The 15364-nt window shown below is 64.2% G+C and carries 14 protein-coding genes and 1 tRNA gene; 11 read left to right on the forward strand and 4 right to left on the reverse strand.

The window, feature by feature from the left end:
- The first annotated feature begins 93 nt into the window (after nucleotides 1–93).
- From ACOZK4_RS04935 to ACOZK4_RS04955, 5 genes are all read left to right on the forward strand, one after another.
- Nucleotides 94–167, forward strand: a tRNA-Gly gene (locus ACOZK4_RS04935).
- A gap of 227 nt (nucleotides 168–394) precedes the next feature.
- Nucleotides 395–1141: a transporter substrate-binding domain-containing protein gene (locus tag ACOZK4_RS04940; protein WP_421590786.1), complete on the forward strand. Its 747-nt coding sequence runs from the start codon at nucleotides 395–397 to the stop codon at nucleotides 1139–1141.
- Nucleotides 1142–1286: 145 nt separating this feature from the next.
- Nucleotides 1287–2942 carry an amino acid ABC transporter permease gene (locus tag ACOZK4_RS04945; RefSeq protein WP_421590787.1) on the forward strand — a complete coding sequence of 552 codons (1656 nt, stop codon included), beginning with the start codon at nucleotides 1287–1289 and terminating at the stop codon, nucleotides 2940–2942.
- Between the two features lie 16 nt (nucleotides 2943–2958).
- Nucleotides 2959–3606, forward strand: a complete 648-nt coding sequence (locus ACOZK4_RS04950; RefSeq protein WP_421590836.1) for an SDR family oxidoreductase — start codon at nucleotides 2959–2961, stop codon at nucleotides 3604–3606.
- 94 nt (nucleotides 3607–3700) lie between these two features.
- Nucleotides 3701–5719 carry a beta-galactosidase gene (locus ACOZK4_RS04955; protein WP_421590789.1) on the forward strand — a complete coding sequence of 673 codons (2019 nt, stop codon included), beginning with the start codon at nucleotides 3701–3703 and terminating at the stop codon, nucleotides 5717–5719.
- 10 nt (nucleotides 5720–5729) lie between these two features.
- Here ACOZK4_RS04955 and ACOZK4_RS04960 read toward each other — a convergent pair whose 3' ends face one another.
- Nucleotides 5730–7679 (reverse strand): glycosyltransferase family 2 protein, encoded by a 1950-nt coding sequence (locus ACOZK4_RS04960; RefSeq protein WP_421590790.1) that lies wholly within the window; start codon nucleotides 7677–7679, stop codon nucleotides 5730–5732.
- Nucleotides 7680–7736: 57 nt separating this feature from the next.
- Between ACOZK4_RS04960 and ACOZK4_RS04965 the strand changes: the two genes are divergently transcribed.
- Nucleotides 7737–8618: a transporter substrate-binding domain-containing protein gene (locus ACOZK4_RS04965; protein WP_421590792.1), complete on the forward strand. Its 882-nt coding sequence runs from the start codon at nucleotides 7737–7739 to the stop codon at nucleotides 8616–8618.
- 10 nt (nucleotides 8619–8628) lie between these two features.
- On the opposite strand, the gene ACOZK4_RS04970 is transcribed toward ACOZK4_RS04965, so the two are convergent.
- Both ACOZK4_RS04970 and ACOZK4_RS04975 read right to left on the reverse strand, forming a co-directional pair.
- On the reverse strand, nucleotides 8629–9285 hold the full coding sequence (locus ACOZK4_RS04970; RefSeq protein WP_421590794.1) for a S24 family peptidase: 657 nt from the start codon (nucleotides 9283–9285) through the stop codon (nucleotides 8629–8631).
- A gap of 94 nt (nucleotides 9286–9379) precedes the next feature.
- The gene (locus ACOZK4_RS04975; RefSeq protein ID WP_421590795.1) at nucleotides 9380–10285 is read right to left on the reverse strand and encodes a DMT family transporter; all 906 of its coding nucleotides are present in this window, start codon (nucleotides 10283–10285) and stop codon (nucleotides 9380–9382) included.
- A 186-nt stretch (nucleotides 10286–10471) separates the two neighbouring features.
- On the opposite strand from ACOZK4_RS04975, the gene ACOZK4_RS04980 reads away from it, so the two are divergent.
- From ACOZK4_RS04980 to ACOZK4_RS04995, 4 genes are all read left to right on the forward strand, one after another.
- A complete protein-coding gene (locus tag ACOZK4_RS04980; RefSeq protein WP_421590796.1) occupies nucleotides 10472–11353 on the forward strand; it encodes a DMT family transporter in 882 nt (293 codons plus the stop codon).
- A 116-nt stretch (nucleotides 11354–11469) separates the two neighbouring features.
- A complete protein-coding gene (locus ACOZK4_RS04985; RefSeq protein ID WP_421590797.1) occupies nucleotides 11470–12966 on the forward strand; it encodes a sensor histidine kinase in 1497 nt (498 codons plus the stop codon).
- The gene (locus ACOZK4_RS04990; protein ID WP_117367878.1) at nucleotides 12963–13409 is read left to right on the forward strand and encodes a response regulator; all 447 of its coding nucleotides are present in this window, start codon (nucleotides 12963–12965) and stop codon (nucleotides 13407–13409) included. The genes ACOZK4_RS04985 and ACOZK4_RS04990 overlap by 4 nt, the downstream gene beginning before the upstream one ends.
- A gap of 18 nt (nucleotides 13410–13427) precedes the next feature.
- Nucleotides 13428–14483 (forward strand): sensor histidine kinase, encoded by a 1056-nt coding sequence (locus ACOZK4_RS04995; protein ID WP_313531004.1) that lies wholly within the window; start codon nucleotides 13428–13430, stop codon nucleotides 14481–14483.
- Between the two features lie 78 nt (nucleotides 14484–14561).
- Here ACOZK4_RS04995 and ACOZK4_RS05000 read toward each other — a convergent pair whose 3' ends face one another.
- Nucleotides 14562–14738, reverse strand: a complete 177-nt coding sequence (locus tag ACOZK4_RS05000) for a hypothetical protein (protein WP_421590798.1) — start codon at nucleotides 14736–14738, stop codon at nucleotides 14562–14564.
- A gap of 194 nt (nucleotides 14739–14932) precedes the next feature.
- Here ACOZK4_RS05000 and ACOZK4_RS05005 point away from each other — a divergent pair, with 194 nt between their 5' ends.
- Nucleotides 14933–15358 carry a sulfocyanin-like copper-binding protein gene (locus tag ACOZK4_RS05005; RefSeq protein ID WP_421590800.1) on the forward strand — a complete coding sequence of 142 codons (426 nt, stop codon included), beginning with the start codon at nucleotides 14933–14935 and terminating at the stop codon, nucleotides 15356–15358.
- Nucleotides 15359–15364 lie beyond the last annotated feature (6 nt).

The raw sequence follows: 15364 nt of genomic DNA on the forward strand, positions 1-15364 counted from the left end.
GAGGTCAGCCGAGGAAAACCCGTAATCCCCGCACTCTCCTCCGCTTGACACACTCCGCGAACTGTTAAATGACTGCGGCCTCGGCGCTGCCCTGCGGGTATGATGTAATGGTAGCCTGTCAGCTTCCCAAGCTGAACGCGCGGGTTCGATTCCCGCTACCCGCTCCAGCCGTCTGATGTGATTTCCCAACGATTTTCCATCTTTATCGCGCGCTCGGTACGGCCTGTTGCACTGCATCAAAAATTCGGAATAAAAACGTTTATATTTCTTATTGAAAACGTTTTTATTCCTTGTTACGGTTCGTGAACGGGACGGCAGCGGCATTCGTATGTCTGCCGGGGAATTTGTCGAGTGCCGGCCGTAGGGGGCGGTGCCGTCGGTTGAGGAGGAAGAGATGAGGAAATTCGTTGCGACTTTGGCGCTGGCCGTTCTTGCGGCAGGCGGCGTTCATGCGGCCGATCTGGGCGGCAAGCTTCTGAAGGTCGGTTCCGACACGACGTCGCCGCCGATGGAGAGCGTGGATCCGGCCAGCGGCCAGATCGTCGGCTTCGACATCGACGTGGTCAATGCCATCTGCGCCAAGATCAATTGCCAGGCCGAATTCGTGACGACCGGCTGGGACGGCATCTTCGCCGCGCTCGACCAGGGCAATTTCGATCTCGTCGCTTCCGGCGTCTCGATCACCGAAGAGCGCAAGAAGGCGATGGATTTCTCCGATCCCTATATCGTCAACAGCCAGGCCGTGCTGACGCGCGCCGAGGACCAGGGCATCACGCTCGAAAAATTCAAGGCCGAGGGCCGCAGGCTCTCCGCCCAGGCCAACACGACGGATGCGCAGGTCGCCGAAGGCGTCGTCGGCAAGGAAAACGTCGCGGCCTATGACAGCTTCAGCGCCGCCATCATCGCGCTCAAGAACAAGGACGTCGACGGCGTCGTGATCAACGGCGCCAATGCCGCCGCCTATGAGCGCGAATTCGCCGGCGAGCTCGTCGCCTCGATCAAGGATCTCGAATCCGATCCGCTCGGCCTCGTTTTCCGCAAGGGCGACGAGAACATTGCCGCCTTCAACGAAGGTCTGAAGGCGATCAAGGACGACGGCACGCTCGACAAGCTCGTCGCCAAATACTGGGGCCTCAAGTAAGGTCCCGTCGCCGGAGGCGCTGTGCGGGCGCTTCCGGCAGTTTTTTCCATGTCCAGATGGTTCCGGCGGGTTCCGCTTCGGAGCTGAAAAGCAGTTGAGAGGGCATCGGCGCCGCGGGCGTGACGCCCTGGCGCCGGAGGCCGCAATGTCGTTCGTCAGAAGCGTGAGACCCAGCAACCTGGTCATCCTGGCCGCGCTGCCCTTCATCGTCTATCTGTTCGCCTCCTCGCCGGATTATCAGCGCTCGCTGCGCGCGATCCTCGGCATCGAGCTGGGCTCGGGCGTCTTCGTGCCGGGCTTCCTGCTTCTGGCCATCGCCTTTTCCGCCGGCTTCGCCGTGTTCGTCCTTTCGCGCCTCAAGCTGGCCCGGCCGCGGCTGACGCTCGCTGCGGGGCTTATCGGGCTGCTGGCGACGGCGGCGATCCTGGCCGGCGATCTCGTGCATCCCTTCATCGCGTCGGTGGTGGCGAACGGCGTCGATTCCTTCAAGTCCGATCTCGTCGTCAAGGGCGCGACGCCGCGCCAGCTGACGGAGGCCGCAGACCTCATGGTGCGCGGCGTGGAGGCCTGGCTCTGGCCGGCCTATGCCGTGCTGCTGCTCGCCGGCCTCGGCCTCACCTTTGCCGGCAGCCGTGCGCCGGCGCGATCGGAAAGTGCGGCGGGCCGGGCAGGGGCGTGGATCCTCGGTGCCGTCAATGGTGCCGGCCTCGTCTTCGTCTTTCTCTTTGCCCATCTCGCTTTCGCCTCGGGCCTCGCGACGACCATCCGTGCGGCGATCGCCGCCTATATTCTCGCGGCCATTCTCGGCCTCGTCTGGGTCGGGCTCTTGAAGCTGCGCTATTCGCGCCAGAGCCTTCTGCTCTTCATCGCCATGACCGTTCTCTTCGCTGCCCTGTCGGCGTGGTTCCTGCTGCAGCCGCGCGACAGCTATGTGCTTGCCGGCACGCTGGACGGCAAGATCGGCATCGTCACCAACACGCCCGCCGGCCTGATCAGCGCTGTGCGCTTCGGCCAGTACGAGGGCGGGCCGACGACGGAAACGCCGGTGCGCACCTTTGTCACGCCCGAGCAGGCGATCGAGACCGTCGCGAAGAAGGAAGACGTCAGCGGCGCGCTGCTGCCGGCCGCCGCGGTGCCTGCCGATTGGCCGCGCCTCTGGCAGGTCGAGGCGCTGAACGACCGTGACCGCGCGGCCGGCATCACCTTCGCCGTCGTTGCCATCGCACTTGGCCTCCTGACGCTCGGCGGCTTCCTGCATCGCCGCCATCCGCTGTCGATCGGCTCGGAATTCATCGTCGATACGATCCGCGGCATCCCCATGCTCGTCATCGTGCTCTATGTCGGCCTGCCGCTGTCGGGCGCTCTCAAGGATGCGACGGCCGGCGTCTTCGATCCGCCGAACCTCGTGCGCGGCATCGTCGCCATGGCGATCGCCTATTCCGCCTATCTCGCGGAAATCTTCCGCTCGGGCATCAATGCCATTCCGGCCGGCCAGATCGAGGCGGCGGGAAGCCTCGGGCTCAACCGCTGGCAGACGGCGCGGCTCGTCATCCTGCCGCAGGCCTTCCGCATCGTCATTCCGCCGCTCGGCAACGAGCTGATCGCCATCCTGAAGGACACGTCGCTCTTGTCGATCCTGTCGATCCGCGACATCACGCAGCGCATGCGCGAGTTCCAGTCGGCGAGCTTCCTGCCGTTCGCGCCCTATAACTCGGCGGCCATCCTCTACATCCTGCTGACGCTGGCGGCCGCAAGCCTCGTCAGCCTGATCGAGAAGAAATATGACGTCAAACACCGCTGAGAACCATACCGGGACGGTGCTGATCACCGGCGCCGGGCGCGGCCTCGGCCGCACGCTCGCCGATCTCTACGCGGCAGCCGGTTGGCGCGTCATCCGCTGCATGCGGCAGGCGATAGACGATGCCGTGTCGCTTGATGTCTCGAATGCCGGTTCCATCGCAGCCCTCGGTGAAGCGCTCGCCGGCCAGCCGATCGATATCGTCATCAACAATGCCGCGATCCGTGGCGATACCGGCGGCCTTTCGTCTCTGGAGGCGGGTGATTTCCTTGAGGTCATGCGCATCAATGCGCTGGCCCCGCTGCTCGTCGCCCGCGCGCTTCGGCCGAACCTCTCGGCCGGCCAGCGCAAGGTGCTCGTCAACATCAGCAGCCGCGCCGGCTCGCTGGCCGAGGGCACCCTCGACGATGACGATGGCGACTATGCCTACCGCTGCTCCAAGGCCGCCCTCAACATGGCGACGGTCAAGCTCGCCCAGGATTTCCGCCCCGACGGCATCGCCGTCATCTCGCTGCATCCCGGCTGGGTGCGCACCGATATGGGCGGCGAGGAGGCGGCGATCGACGTCGGCGTCAGCGCGGCAGGTCTGAAGGCTCTGATCGACGGCACGACGATGGCGGAGAGCGGCGGCTTTCGCGCCTATGACGGCCGGACGGTGGCGTGGTGAAGACGCGCCGCAAGAAGAACAGTTGAAGCGATAGACAATCGCGATCGTAACGATGGCGGCGTCCCAAGCGCCGTGGATGACAAGGATACTGCACGTGCATAAGCCGCTGACCAAACAGAACCGCTTCGATGCCGCCCGCAAGGATGCCGGCATACTGGAGCTCGGCGTCTGCTATTACCCGGAGCAGTGGCCGCGTGAAAAATGGGACGAGGACGCCCGCCGCATGGTGGAGCTCGGCCTCGCCTGGGTGCGCATCGGCGAATTCGCCTGGTCGCATATCGAGCCGCAGCCCGGCACCTTCCAGTGGGAATGGATGGACGAGGCGATCGAGGTGCTCGGCTGCGCCGGGCTCAAGGTCATCCTGGGAACGCCGACGGCCGCGCCGCCGAAATGGCTGGTCGATCGCTATCCGGATATTCTGCCCGTCGATGCGCGCGGCGTGGTGCGCAAGTTCGGCGCGCGCCGGCACTATTGTTTCTCCAGCCGCCGCTATCGCGCGGAAGCCGCCCGCATCACCGAAGCCATGGTGCGCCGCTACGGCAATAACCCCTTCGTGCACGCCTGGCAGACGGACAACGAATACGGCGATCACGACACGATCCACAGCTACTCCGACGAAGCCAAGCGCGCGTTCCGTGAATGGCTGGCTGCCCGCTACGGCACGATCGAGGCGATGAACCGCGCCTGGGGCACGCAGTTCTGGAGCATGCATTACAACGGCTTCGATGAGGTGGACCTGCCGAACAATCTCGTCGAGGAGCCGACGCCGACCCATCTCGTCGATTACTACCGCTTCTCGTCGGATCAGGTGAAGAGCTTCAACAAGGCGCAGGTGGATATCATCCGTCTGTATTCGCCGGGCCGCCCCGTCACGCACAATTTCATGAACCAGAACACCGACTTCGATCACTACAAGATCGGTGAAGACATCGATATCGCATCCTGGGATGTCTATCCGATGGGCGGCCTCATCAATGGCCGGCTCAGTGCCGAAGAGAAGGCGCGCTACCTGCGCGTCGGCGATCCCGACCAGACGGCCTTCAACCACGACATCTACCGCGCCGTCGGCCGCGGCCGGGTCTGGGTGATGGAGCAGCAGCCGGGACCGGTGAACTGGGCTGCGCATAACCAGTCGCCGGCCGATGGCATGGTGCGGCTATGGACCTGGCTTGCCTATGCGCATGGCGTCGACATGGTCTCCTATTTCCGCTGGCGCCAGGCGCCCTTCGCGCAGGAACAGTTCCATGCCGGCCTGCTTCTGCCGAACAGCGAGGTGGATCAGGGCTATCTTGAGGTCGCGCAAGTGGCCGAGGAAATGACGCGCCTGCCCGAGGGCGAGGCGCGCGAAAAGGCCGAGGTCGCCATCGTGCTCGATTACGAGTCGCGCTTTGCCACCCGCGCCCTGCCGCAGGGCCAGGGCTATGCCGCCGCGGCCATCGCGCTCGACTGGTACTCCGCCATCGCCCGCCTCGGCGTGGATGTCGATGTCATCGGCCAGCATTCCGATCTCTCCGGCTATAAGCTGGTGGTCGCGCCTGATCTCGTCATTCCCGATGCGGCGTTCATCGCCCGTCTCCAGGCGTCCGGCGCCAAAGCGCTGTTCGGCCCGCGCAGTGGCAGCAAGACGCGCGACATGCACATTCCGGCCGACCTGCCGCCCGGTCCGCTTGCCGATCTCCTGGATTTCCTCGTGACGCGCGTCGAATCCTTGCCGGACTATCACAGCGAGCCCGTGCTCTACGGCAACACGAGCCATCCGGTGACGGGCTGGCGTGAGCTCATCCGCACGACCGAGACGGTGCTGGCGACCTTCGAGGGCGAGCATCGCCAGGGTTCGCCCGCGATCATCGGCAACGAATGCACGCGCTATGTCGGTACGCTGCCGCGTAGCGAATTCCTGTCGAAACTGATGGGCGACACGCTCGGCTGGGCGGGTGTCAGGAGCCTGCCCGATCTTGGCGACCTGCGCCTTGCCCGGCGCGGCAAGCTGCATTTCGCCTTCAACTACGGCAGCACGACAACATCGGTACCGGCGTCGGCCACGGCGGATTTCCTGGTCGGCGGACGGGAGCTTGCGCCCGTCGATGTTGCGATCTGGATGGAGACGCGCTGATCCGATCTTTCTATCCGGTTTCCATGATCGCCCCGGCGCGCAATGTCGTCTGCGCTGGGCGGTGCGCGGTCTTGTTCCAGAAGAACGGATTGTTGCGCAATTCCCGCACGGCGCGCCAGGCGGCGAGCGACATCAACAGCCAATAGACGGGCGTCAGCGCCCAGCGCCGACCCGTCGCCCGTCGTTCCTCTGGTGTCATGCCAGCCCGGCCGAGCGCCACGAAGATCGCATAGCTGCCAAAGATATTGACGATATCCATGGCGACGAGGGTCAGTTCGAAGGGGCCGGCGACATGGGCGGATTGCCCGAAAAGCTGCCAGGCGATCATGCCGACATAGACGATGAGCAGCGGATGGGCGAGCGAGGAGAGGATCAGCCCGCCGATCAGCACCTGGAAGACGAAACAGGGCCAGAGGCCCATGTCGCGCGCGAGCCGCGAGGGGCGCCGCATTAGCACCAGCCAGGTTTGCAGCCAGCCCTTGAACCAGCGTGTGCGCTGCCCGAGCCAAGCCGATGCCGTCGTTGGCGCCTCCTCATAGGTCGGCCGCTCGATCGTACCGCAGCGATAGCCGAGCCGATAGAGCCGCATGCCGAGATCGGCATCCTCGGTGACATTGTACGGATCCCAGCCGCCGACATCCTGAAGCACGCGGGTGCGAAAATGGTTCGAGGTGCCGCCGAGCGGCATCGGCAGGCGGGCGGCGGCAAGGCGCGGCAGCAGCACGCGGAACAATCCGGCATATTCGAAGGCGAAAAGCGCACTTAGCCAGCTTTCGCGCGCATTGGTGATGACGAGCGGCGCCTGCAGGCAGGCGATGCCGGGCGGCGCGGCTTCGAAGGTGCGCCAGGATTCCTCGAGTTGCAGCGGATCGACCCGGTCCTCCGCATCATAGATGACGAGATACGTGCCACGCGCCGCACCCAGCGCGTAGGAAAGCGCCTTCGGCTTGGTGCGTGGATGGCCGGGCGGTACGGCCACGATCTCGTATTGCCGGCCAAGCCGCATGGCGGCGAGAGCCGACAGCGTCGCGTCGTCGTCCGCCTCGCAGATCAGCTTGATATCGAGACAGGCGGCGGGCCAGGCGAGCCGGTCCAGCGTCTCGATCAGTTGCGGCACCACGGCCGCCTCGCGATAGAGCGCCACGAAGACCGAATAGACCGGTCGCGGCCCGGCCGGAGGTATGCTGAGCGCCCGGCTTTGTTGCTCTTTCCGTTTGGCGAGAAGGGCCAGGAAGCGGATGAGGAACGCGGCGAGAAAGAGCAGCGTGAGCACGATGTGCAGCAGGCGCGAGGCGATGACCGGTTCGGTGATGGCGAGCGCTATGAGGGCGGTGAGGATCGTGCCGGTGTAAAAGCCTTGCCGTCCCCAGAAGGTGATGCGGGCGCTCGCTTCGGGCAGGCTGGTGAACAGCCGGTCGACCGTCTCGCGCAGGCGCCGCACGCGGCCGGCCTGCCACAGCGCTGTCCGAAGTGCCGAGGGCGTGGTTGCCGCCAGCATGGTGCGCAGCATGGGCGACAGATCGAGCCGCTCGCCGAAGGCTTCGATCCGGTCGGCGCTGGGCACGATCGCGGTGATCGGCGGGCGCGCCGGGTGGCGGACCCGGATGATGCTGGGTTCCACCAATTGGCTGTCGGCGCCGGGCAGGTCTTCCACATGCGCGGGGTCCAACTGCCGGAGAAAGGGAAGGTGCAGAATCTCGGCGAGCGCCTCGTAATAAGTGTCCTCCGTCAGGACGCCGCTCGCCAGCAATTCGGCCTCCAGCGTGGTGCCGTGCCTGTTGGCGCGCACCAGCATGGTGGAAATCAGCGTTTTCGACAGGCCGAGCCGACGGAAAAGCCGGGCTTCCGCCATCAGGCGGGGTGGGATATGCGGTTCCTCGCGCGGGCGGACGGGGCCGGCCGGCAGGATGCCGATTGCTGTGGCGAAAGCGATGTCGTCGGGATATTCTGCCAGTCGCATGCAGCCAGCGCTGCCGCGTGAGCGGCTGCGTCCCCGTTAAACCCCAAGTTGATTGTAATGTGGTACAGAGCAATTTCATCCTTTAAAATCTATGGGTTTTTCGTGCTCTGCCTGTTGATGGGTATGGCGAGCCCGCAGCCAGCTTCTGCTCAGGAGAAACCGTCGGTCGATTTGCCGATCCTGTTCGACACGCGCGAGCGCATCGCAAAGCCCGATCTCTCCGGCATCGTGCGCCTGCGCTTCCTCACGACCGTGGACTTTCCGCCCTTCAACTTCATCGACCAGACCGGCAACCTTGCCGGCTTCCACGTCGATCTGGTGCGGGAAATCTGCCGGGAGCTGGCGTTGATGGACAAATGCCAGATCCAGGCGGTGACCTTTCCGGAGCTGGAAAAGGCGCTGGTCGACGGCAATGGCGAGGCCGTCGCGGCGGGTATCGCCGTCACGGCGGACCTGCGTGAACGTTTTGCTTTCTCACGCCCCTTCATGCGCCTGCCGGCGCGTTTTGCCGTGGCGAAGAGAGCCCCGCCATCCGGTAAGACCGCCGCAGCGCTTGACGGAAAACGGGTCGGTGTCGTGGCGGGCAGCGCGCATGAGGCGATGCTGAAAGCCTTTTTCCCCCGCGTGCGGGCAGAGGCCCTTGCCGATCGTGCAGCACTCCTGGCAGCCCTCAAGGACAGCAAGGTGGATGCGGTCTTTTCCGACGGCATGCAGCTTGCCTTCTGGACGAACGGCACGGAATCGGCCGGCTGCTGCACGCTTTTCGATGGCCCCTATCTGTCAGAGCAGTTTCTCGGCGAAGGGCTGACGATCATGCTGCGCAAGGAAGATGCGGCGCTCGCCACCGCCGTCGATCACGCGCTGCTGGCGCTGTCGCGCAACGGCCGCCTGCAGGAAATCTATCTGCGCTACTTCCCGGTCAATCTCTACGGCGGTTGATGGGGGCCGTTTACTGACTTGCCCAAATAATGCGGGCGATCCAGTCGATTTCGTCGACATCGAAGCTGCGGTTCGGATGCTCGGGATTGAGCGAGACGAGATCGATCGTGCGCGGCGTCTGGCGGTGCAGGACCTTGGCCATGACCTCGCCCTCGCGCGTCTTGACCACGACGCGGTCGCCACGGCGCACCTGCGCGCCGGGCTCGACGATCAGCACGTCGCCGTCCCGGTAGAGCGGCATCATGCTGTCGCCCTGCACTTCCAGCGCATAGACGCCGGCCTTGCGGTCCGGCGAGGCGGGAAATTCCACCACGTCCCAGCCCTGGCCGGCCGGAAAGCCGCCATCGTCGAAGAAGCCGCCGGCGCCGGCCTGCGCGAAGCCGAGCAGCGGAATGCTGCCGGCCTGCGGTGGAAAGGTGCCCTGCGGCAGCGCAAAATCGCGCGCCGTGCTGGCGAGGAACTCGTCGATGGAGGCGCCCGTCGCGTCGAGCACCTTGGCGATCGATTCCGTCGAGGGCCAGCGCTGGCGGCCATCCGCCCCCTGGCGCTTGGATTTGTTGAAGGATGTCGGGTCCAGCCCCGCGCGGCGCGCAAGGCCGGACGGCGAGAGCCGGTTGCGCTCGGCAAGGGCGTCGATCGCTGCCCAGATCCGGTCGTGGGAGAACATGCTTGAGAACCCTGCCAAGGCGGCGGACCGGCTTTTGCCGGTCCGATTGGCCGGAAGCATATCGAAGGCGCGATACGGAGTAAAGGAAAAAGGATTATTTTCCTTTCCCGGTTGCTCCGGCCTTTTCCGCGGCGCGGCGGCGGGCGACGACGCTTTCGCGCCAGATGGTGAAGATGCCCGCGCCCATGACGATGGCGGAGCCGACGACCATGTCGAGGCTCAGCGTTTCGCCGAAGACGGTGAAGCCGATGACGGCGGCCATCACCACCTGGAGATAGGTCAGCGGCTGAATGGCTGCGGCATCCAGGAGGTCGTAGGCGCGAATGAGGAAATAATGGCTCGATATGCCGGTCATGCAAAGAAGTGCCATCCAGAGCCAGTCGACGGGGGCGAGATTGGTCCAGAAGAAGGGGCCGACCAGCGAGATCGCGACGGCGCCGGCGACACCGGTATAAAAGAAGCTCGTCGAGGCGGCGTCGTCCCGGCTGACGAGACGGGTCGTGATGACATAGACCGCGAAGGACAGCGCCCCGACGAGGGGTAAAAGCACGCTCATGTCGAAGCCTTCGCTGCCGGGCCTGACGATGATCAGCACGCCGCAGAGCCCGACGCCGATCGCCAGCCAGCGCCGCCAGCCGACCCGTTCGCCCAAGAGCGGCATCGAGAGCAGCGCGACGAAGATCGGCCCGGAGGCGAGGATCGCCTGCGAATGCGCCAGCCCCACGGTGCTGAAGGCGGTGATGACGACGACGATCTGCGCGGCGAGCAGCACGCCGCGCAGGATCTGCAGCGGCAGCCGTTTCGTCGCCGCGGCAGCCCTCAATCCGCCGGGGCTGCGCATGCCGAGCGCGATCGCGAAAGCCCCGAAGGCCCAGAAGCGCAGCATGGCGATGAAGACAGGCGGATAGGCGCTGCCGAGATGTTTCGAGATCGCATCCTGCAGGCTGAAGATTACGATCGCCAGCAGGGTGAAGACATAGCCTAGTCGTTTGGAATCCATGGCCCGCGCATATACCCGGCAGGCCCCGCTTGCACGCCGAAATTTGGGGCGCCCCGGACATTTCCAGGAGGAATGCCGAAAAGTGGGAAAAATTTCCTGCACCCTGATTTTCAGCCACTTTCGCCCGGACGCGCGGCGCGCTATCAAGGAGAGGCGCGGCCTTGCTCCGCGTTCGAGGTTCCTTCCGTGCACAAGACCGTCTCTTCCGGCATTATGCTGACGTCCTTCGCCTATTTCCTGTTTTCCCTTCAGGATGCGTCGGTCAAATGGCTCGTCGTGGCCCTGCCGGTCTGGCAAATCCTGTTCGTGCGCAGCGTCACGATCTTCGGCCTCAGCCTTGCAATCGGCGGACGGAAAATCATCCGGGAGGCTCGCACTTCGCCGGTCCTGAAGCCACTGTTCCTGCGCAACGTGCTGCTGCTTGCCGCCTGGCTCAGCTACTATACCGCAGCGCGCGATCTCGGGCTCGCGGAACTGACGACGCTCTACTATGCCTCGCCCGTCGTCATGACCATCCTCTCGGTGCCGGTTCTCGGCGAGAAAGTGCCGGGCTATCGCTGGTTTGCCGTCGTCATCGGTTTCGTCGGTGTGGTCGTCGCCTGCGGCATCGCGGCCAAGGGGCTGACGCTGTCGCTCCCGGTCTATCTGGCGCTGCAGGCGGCCATCTTCTGGGCCGTCGCCACGGTGCTTTTGCGCAAGACGGCGCTGCACGAGCGCACCCAGGTGCAGATGACGATCTCCAGCGGCTTCTTCCTCCTTTTTACCGCCTTCGCGGTACCTTTCGTCTGGCAGCCGGTTTCCACGCTCGATCTTCTGCTGATGGCCGGCACGGGCGTGCTGGCCGGCATCGGCCAGTTCGCTCTCTTCGAAGGCATGCGCCGCGCACCCGTCTCGGTGCTGGCACCGTTCGAATATACCTCGCTCGTCTGGGCCTTCGGGCTCGGCTATCTCATCTGGAGCGATGTGCCGGGTTCGAATGTCTTCGCAGGTGCCGCCCTCATCTTCTCCGCCGGTATGATCATCATTGCCCGTGAGCGGTTCGGTGGGCGGTTCCGCGTCCGTGTCTGAGGGGTTAAGTGACGATACAACCAAAAGAATTCCGGTTTTTCGGCGCCAATTGGTTGCATAGGCTTACTATCTCGATATTGTCGCGATCCTGCAAAAGGCTTTAACCGGGGGGTGAAATGCCGATATCGAACGCCGCCTTCGTGCGCTCGACAGTGATCCTGCTTGTCGCAGGCATGATTGCGTTGCTCGGCATCGTCGGCACGTCGCTTTGGCTCGTCAACAAGGTGCAGACCTATTTTACCGAGCTGGTCGAGGTGCGCGAGGTGCGCAGTGCCGCAGCCGACCTGCTGTCGACGCTCAAGGACGCCGAGACGGGTCAGCGCGGCTTCGTCATCACCGGCGAGGCGACCTTCCGCGAGCCTTATGACGAAGCGCTGGCGGCGGTTGCCGAGCGGCAGAAGGTGCTTGAGGAAAAATCGGCGAAGTTCGAGGACTATGCGCAGCGCAATCCGGACATAAAGCGACTCGTTTCTGAAAAGCTCGTCGAACTGGCCGAGACGGTCGAAGCCGTGGAGCAGGACCGCAGGGCCGATGCGATTGCGCAGGTCAAGACCGATCGCGGCCGTATCATCATGGACCAGCTCCGCGAGCAGCTTGGCGCCATCATGGCGGATGCCGATCAGCGTCTTCAGGTGGGTATCATCGACACGCTCGGGTCGGCCGGCGCGCTGCAATGGACGACGGTCATCGGCGCCATCGCCATCATCGGCGTGCTCGGCGGCGCGGTTCTCGTCGTCGCGCAATATACCCGCGACATCATGCTGGCACGCCGCGAGGTCGAGACGCTGAACGCCACGCTGGAAAGGCGGGTGGATGAACGCACCGAGGAACTGATCCGCGCCAACCAGGAAGTGCAGCGTTTCGCCTATATCGTCACCCACGACCTGCGCGCGCCGCTCGTCAACATCATGGGCTTCACCAGCGAATTGCAGGCTTCGCTTTCCTCCATCCAGACCTATATTCTGGCCGACGGCAAGCCGCCGAGTTCCGACGATATTCTCGAAGCGCGCCGCGCCGCCTCGGAAGACCTGCCGGAGGCGATTGGCTTCATCCGCTCCTCCACCAAGAAGATGGACGGCCTTATCAACGCCATCCTGAAGATCTCGCGCGACGGGCGCCGTGAGCTGAAGATCGAGCGTGTCGACCTCAAGGCGCTGGTCGAGACAGGGGCTGCCGCCGTTAATCATCAGGTCAGCGAATCCGACGGGGTCGTCACGATCGGCGACACCCTGCCGACGGTCATTTCCGACCGGCTGTCGCTGGAACAGGTCTTCGGCAATCTCTTCGACAATGCCATCAAATATCAGACACCCGGTCGCCCGCTGCGCATCTCCGTCACCGCGCGCAATGCCGGACGGGCCGGCTCCGTCATCGAATTCACCGACAACGGCCGAGGTATCGCGCCCGAGGACCACGAGCGGGTCTTCGAGCTGTTCCGCCGTTCCGGCACGCAGGACAAACCCGGCGAAGGCATCGGTCTTGCGCATGTTCGTTCACTGATGCGCAATCTCGGTGGTGATATCGTCGTCAAATCCGAACTCGGGAAAGGCACGACGTTTGTTCTGCGTCTGCCGCCCGACCTCAGCAAAGTTGTCAGGAGTATGCAGGCATGAACGGATTGGGTAAGGAAGTCACCATCGTGATGATCGAGGACGATGAGGGCCATGCGCGTCTCATCGAGAAGAACATCCGCCGCGCCGGCGTGCACAACGAGGTCGTGCCCTTCACCAACGGCACCGACGCGCTCGATTTCGTGCTGGGCAAGGATCGTACCGGCCTTGCCAGCGCCGGCCGTTTCCTGCTGATCCTGCTCGATCTCAACCTGCCCGACATGTCCGGCATCGACATCCTGCAGAAGATCAAGACCAACACGCATACCAAGCGCCTGCCGGTTGTGATCCTCACCACAACGGATGACGAGCGGGAAATCCAGCGCTGCTACGATCTCGGCGCCAATGTCTATATCACCAAGCCGGTCGAGTATGAGAGCTTCGCGCATGCGATCCGCCAGCTCGGTCTGTTCTTCTCCGTGATCCAGATCCCCGAGACCCAGTAAATGCCCGAGACCAGGTAAATGAAGGAAGGCCCCGTCCGCATCCTCTACATCGACGACGACCCGATCCTCGCCCGGCTTGCCGAGCGTGCGCTCGGCCGCCTTGGTTACGAGGTGCGGCATGCCGAGGATGTGGAGAGCGGCCGCGTGCTTCTCGCCGAGGAGGGCGCCGACGCCGTCGTGCTCGATCATTTCCTGAAATCGGGCACGGGCCTTGCCTATCTCAAGGAGCTTTCCGGCGCGCCGGATGCCGTGCCGGTCGTCTATGTCACCGGCTCGAACGACGCGCAAGTCGCCGTCGAGGCGCTGAAGGCGGGTGCGGCGGACTATGTCATCAAGTCGGTCGGCGACGATTTCATGCCGCTGCTCGCCAATGCGCTCGGCCAGGCACTGGAAAATGCCGAGCTGAAGCGTGCCAAACTGCGCGCCGAACAGGAAATCCGCGCCGCCAAGGAGCGTGCCGAGGTGCTGCTGGCCGAGGTGAACCACCGCGTCGGCAATTCGCTGGCGCTGGCGGCTGCGTTGATCCGCCTGCAGATGTCCAGCGCGTCGGACGAGGCTGTCAAGGAGGCGCTGTCCGAGACGCAGGCGCGCATCACCGCGATCGCCGGCATTCACCGGCGGCTCTACACGTCGGAAGATGTGCGCCATGTCGATATGGGCGCCTATCTCGGCACGCTGCTGTCCGAACTCGATACCTCCTTGCAGAGCCAAGGGCGCAATGTGCGTCTCAACCGTTCGCTGGAGCCGCTGCATGTCCCGACCGACCGTGCCGTCTCGCTCGGCGTCATCGTGACGGAACTCGTCACCAATGCCTTCAAATACGCCTATGGCGAGGCCGGCGGCGAAGTGCGTGTCGGCTTCACGCGGCTCGATCCCGACAACGCGCTGCTCTTCGTCGAGGACGACGGCATCGGCTGGCGCGGCGAAGGCCTGGTGCGTGGCACCGGCCTCGGCACCAAGATCATCGGCGCCATGGCCTCCAGCCTCGGCGCCAAGCTCGATTACGCGAGCCGTGCCGCGGGCACGCGGGCGGAATTGCGGGTGCGGATGACCGACGCGGCCCGGCCGGCGTAAGAAAAGCGCAACCCGAACGGCAAAAGACCCGGATGCAGGGAAACATCCGGGTCTCGGGGAGGTCAGGGACGGGGTCGCTTAGCGGCAGACCTTGATGCGCTTGATGATCACGTTGCCGTAGTAGTCGTAGGACTTGATCTTCTTGATGAAGCAGTAGGGCTGATAATCGTAGCTGTAGGAACCGGCCTGAGAAGGTGCCGCGAAGGAGACGGCGGCGATAAGGGCAACGGCGGCGGAAACGATGATCTTGCGCATGGGGTCTCTCCTGATCGGTTAAGGATGAGCCTCTCTCATCCGGTGATCTGAAGGTCGCATATCCCTACGCAGACCGCTGTTCCCGTTGGAACAGGGCTTCTCCGGCTCAGCCGGGCCCCGGCATGTCGTGGCATTCAGCTAGATGTCAGCAACACGTCCTAGGCACGGGCAGGCTTCGAAGAAAGGTTCACGCCATGACATATCGCATCGCCACGCTTGCAGCCCTTGCCGCAATCGGCCTCAGCGCTCCCGCCTTCGCCGCGACGACCATCAAGGTTGTCGAGGGCGGGGAGGGTGGCGGTCCGATGACGCTTTCACTCGACCAGTCGACGGTGAAGGCCGGCGACATCATCTTCGCCGTGCACAATGATGCTGTCAGCGAAGCGCATGAAATGGTTCTAATCCGGCTGAAGACGCCGGACGAGGAGGTCGCCGTCGTCGCCGCGAAACACCGAGTGGATGAGAAGGCGCTCAAAAGCCTCGGCGAGGTGTCGGACCTGAAGCCGGGGGCCGATGGGATGCTGAAAGCCAAGCTCAAGGCCGGCACCTATCTGCTGCTCTGCAACATAAAGGGCCATTACGAAGCCGGCATGCATGCCAAACTGACTGTGACGAAGTAGGGCCGG

The organism is Shinella sp. M27, from assembly GCF_049199905.1.
Taxonomy (GTDB): Bacteria; Pseudomonadota; Alphaproteobacteria; order Rhizobiales; family Rhizobiaceae; genus Shinella.

What these genes read in the sequence shown, in the direction of transcription:
- ACOZK4_RS04985 (WP_421590797.1), top strand. Translation starts at nt 11,470, where the DNA reads ATGCCGATATCGAACGCCGCCTTCGTGCGCTCGACAGTGATCCTGCTT.
- ACOZK4_RS04970 (WP_421590794.1), bottom strand. Translation starts at nt 9,285, where the DNA reads ATGTTCTCCCACGACCGGATCTGGGCAGCGATCGACGCCCTTGCCGAG.
- ACOZK4_RS04945 (WP_421590787.1), top strand. Translation starts at nt 1,287, where the DNA reads ATGTCGTTCGTCAGAAGCGTGAGACCCAGCAACCTGGTCATCCTGGCC.
- ACOZK4_RS04990 (WP_117367878.1), top strand. Translation starts at nt 12,963, where the DNA reads ATGAACGGATTGGGTAAGGAAGTCACCATCGTGATGATCGAGGACGAT.
- ACOZK4_RS04960 (WP_421590790.1), bottom strand. Translation starts at nt 7,679, where the DNA reads ATGCGACTGGCAGAATATCCCGACGACATCGCTTTCGCCACAGCAATC.
- ACOZK4_RS04940 (WP_421590786.1), top strand. Translation starts at nt 395, where the DNA reads ATGAGGAAATTCGTTGCGACTTTGGCGCTGGCCGTTCTTGCGGCAGGC.
- ACOZK4_RS04975 (WP_421590795.1), bottom strand. Translation starts at nt 10,285, where the DNA reads ATGGATTCCAAACGACTAGGCTATGTCTTCACCCTGCTGGCGATCGTA.
- ACOZK4_RS05000 (WP_421590798.1), bottom strand. Translation starts at nt 14,738, where the DNA reads ATGCGCAAGATCATCGTTTCCGCCGCCGTTGCCCTTATCGCCGCCGTC.
- ACOZK4_RS04965 (WP_421590792.1), top strand. Translation starts at nt 7,737, where the DNA reads ATGTGGTACAGAGCAATTTCATCCTTTAAAATCTATGGGTTTTTCGTG.
- ACOZK4_RS05005 (WP_421590800.1), top strand. Translation starts at nt 14,933, where the DNA reads ATGACATATCGCATCGCCACGCTTGCAGCCCTTGCCGCAATCGGCCTC.
- ACOZK4_RS04995 (WP_313531004.1), top strand. Translation starts at nt 13,428, where the DNA reads ATGAAGGAAGGCCCCGTCCGCATCCTCTACATCGACGACGACCCGATC.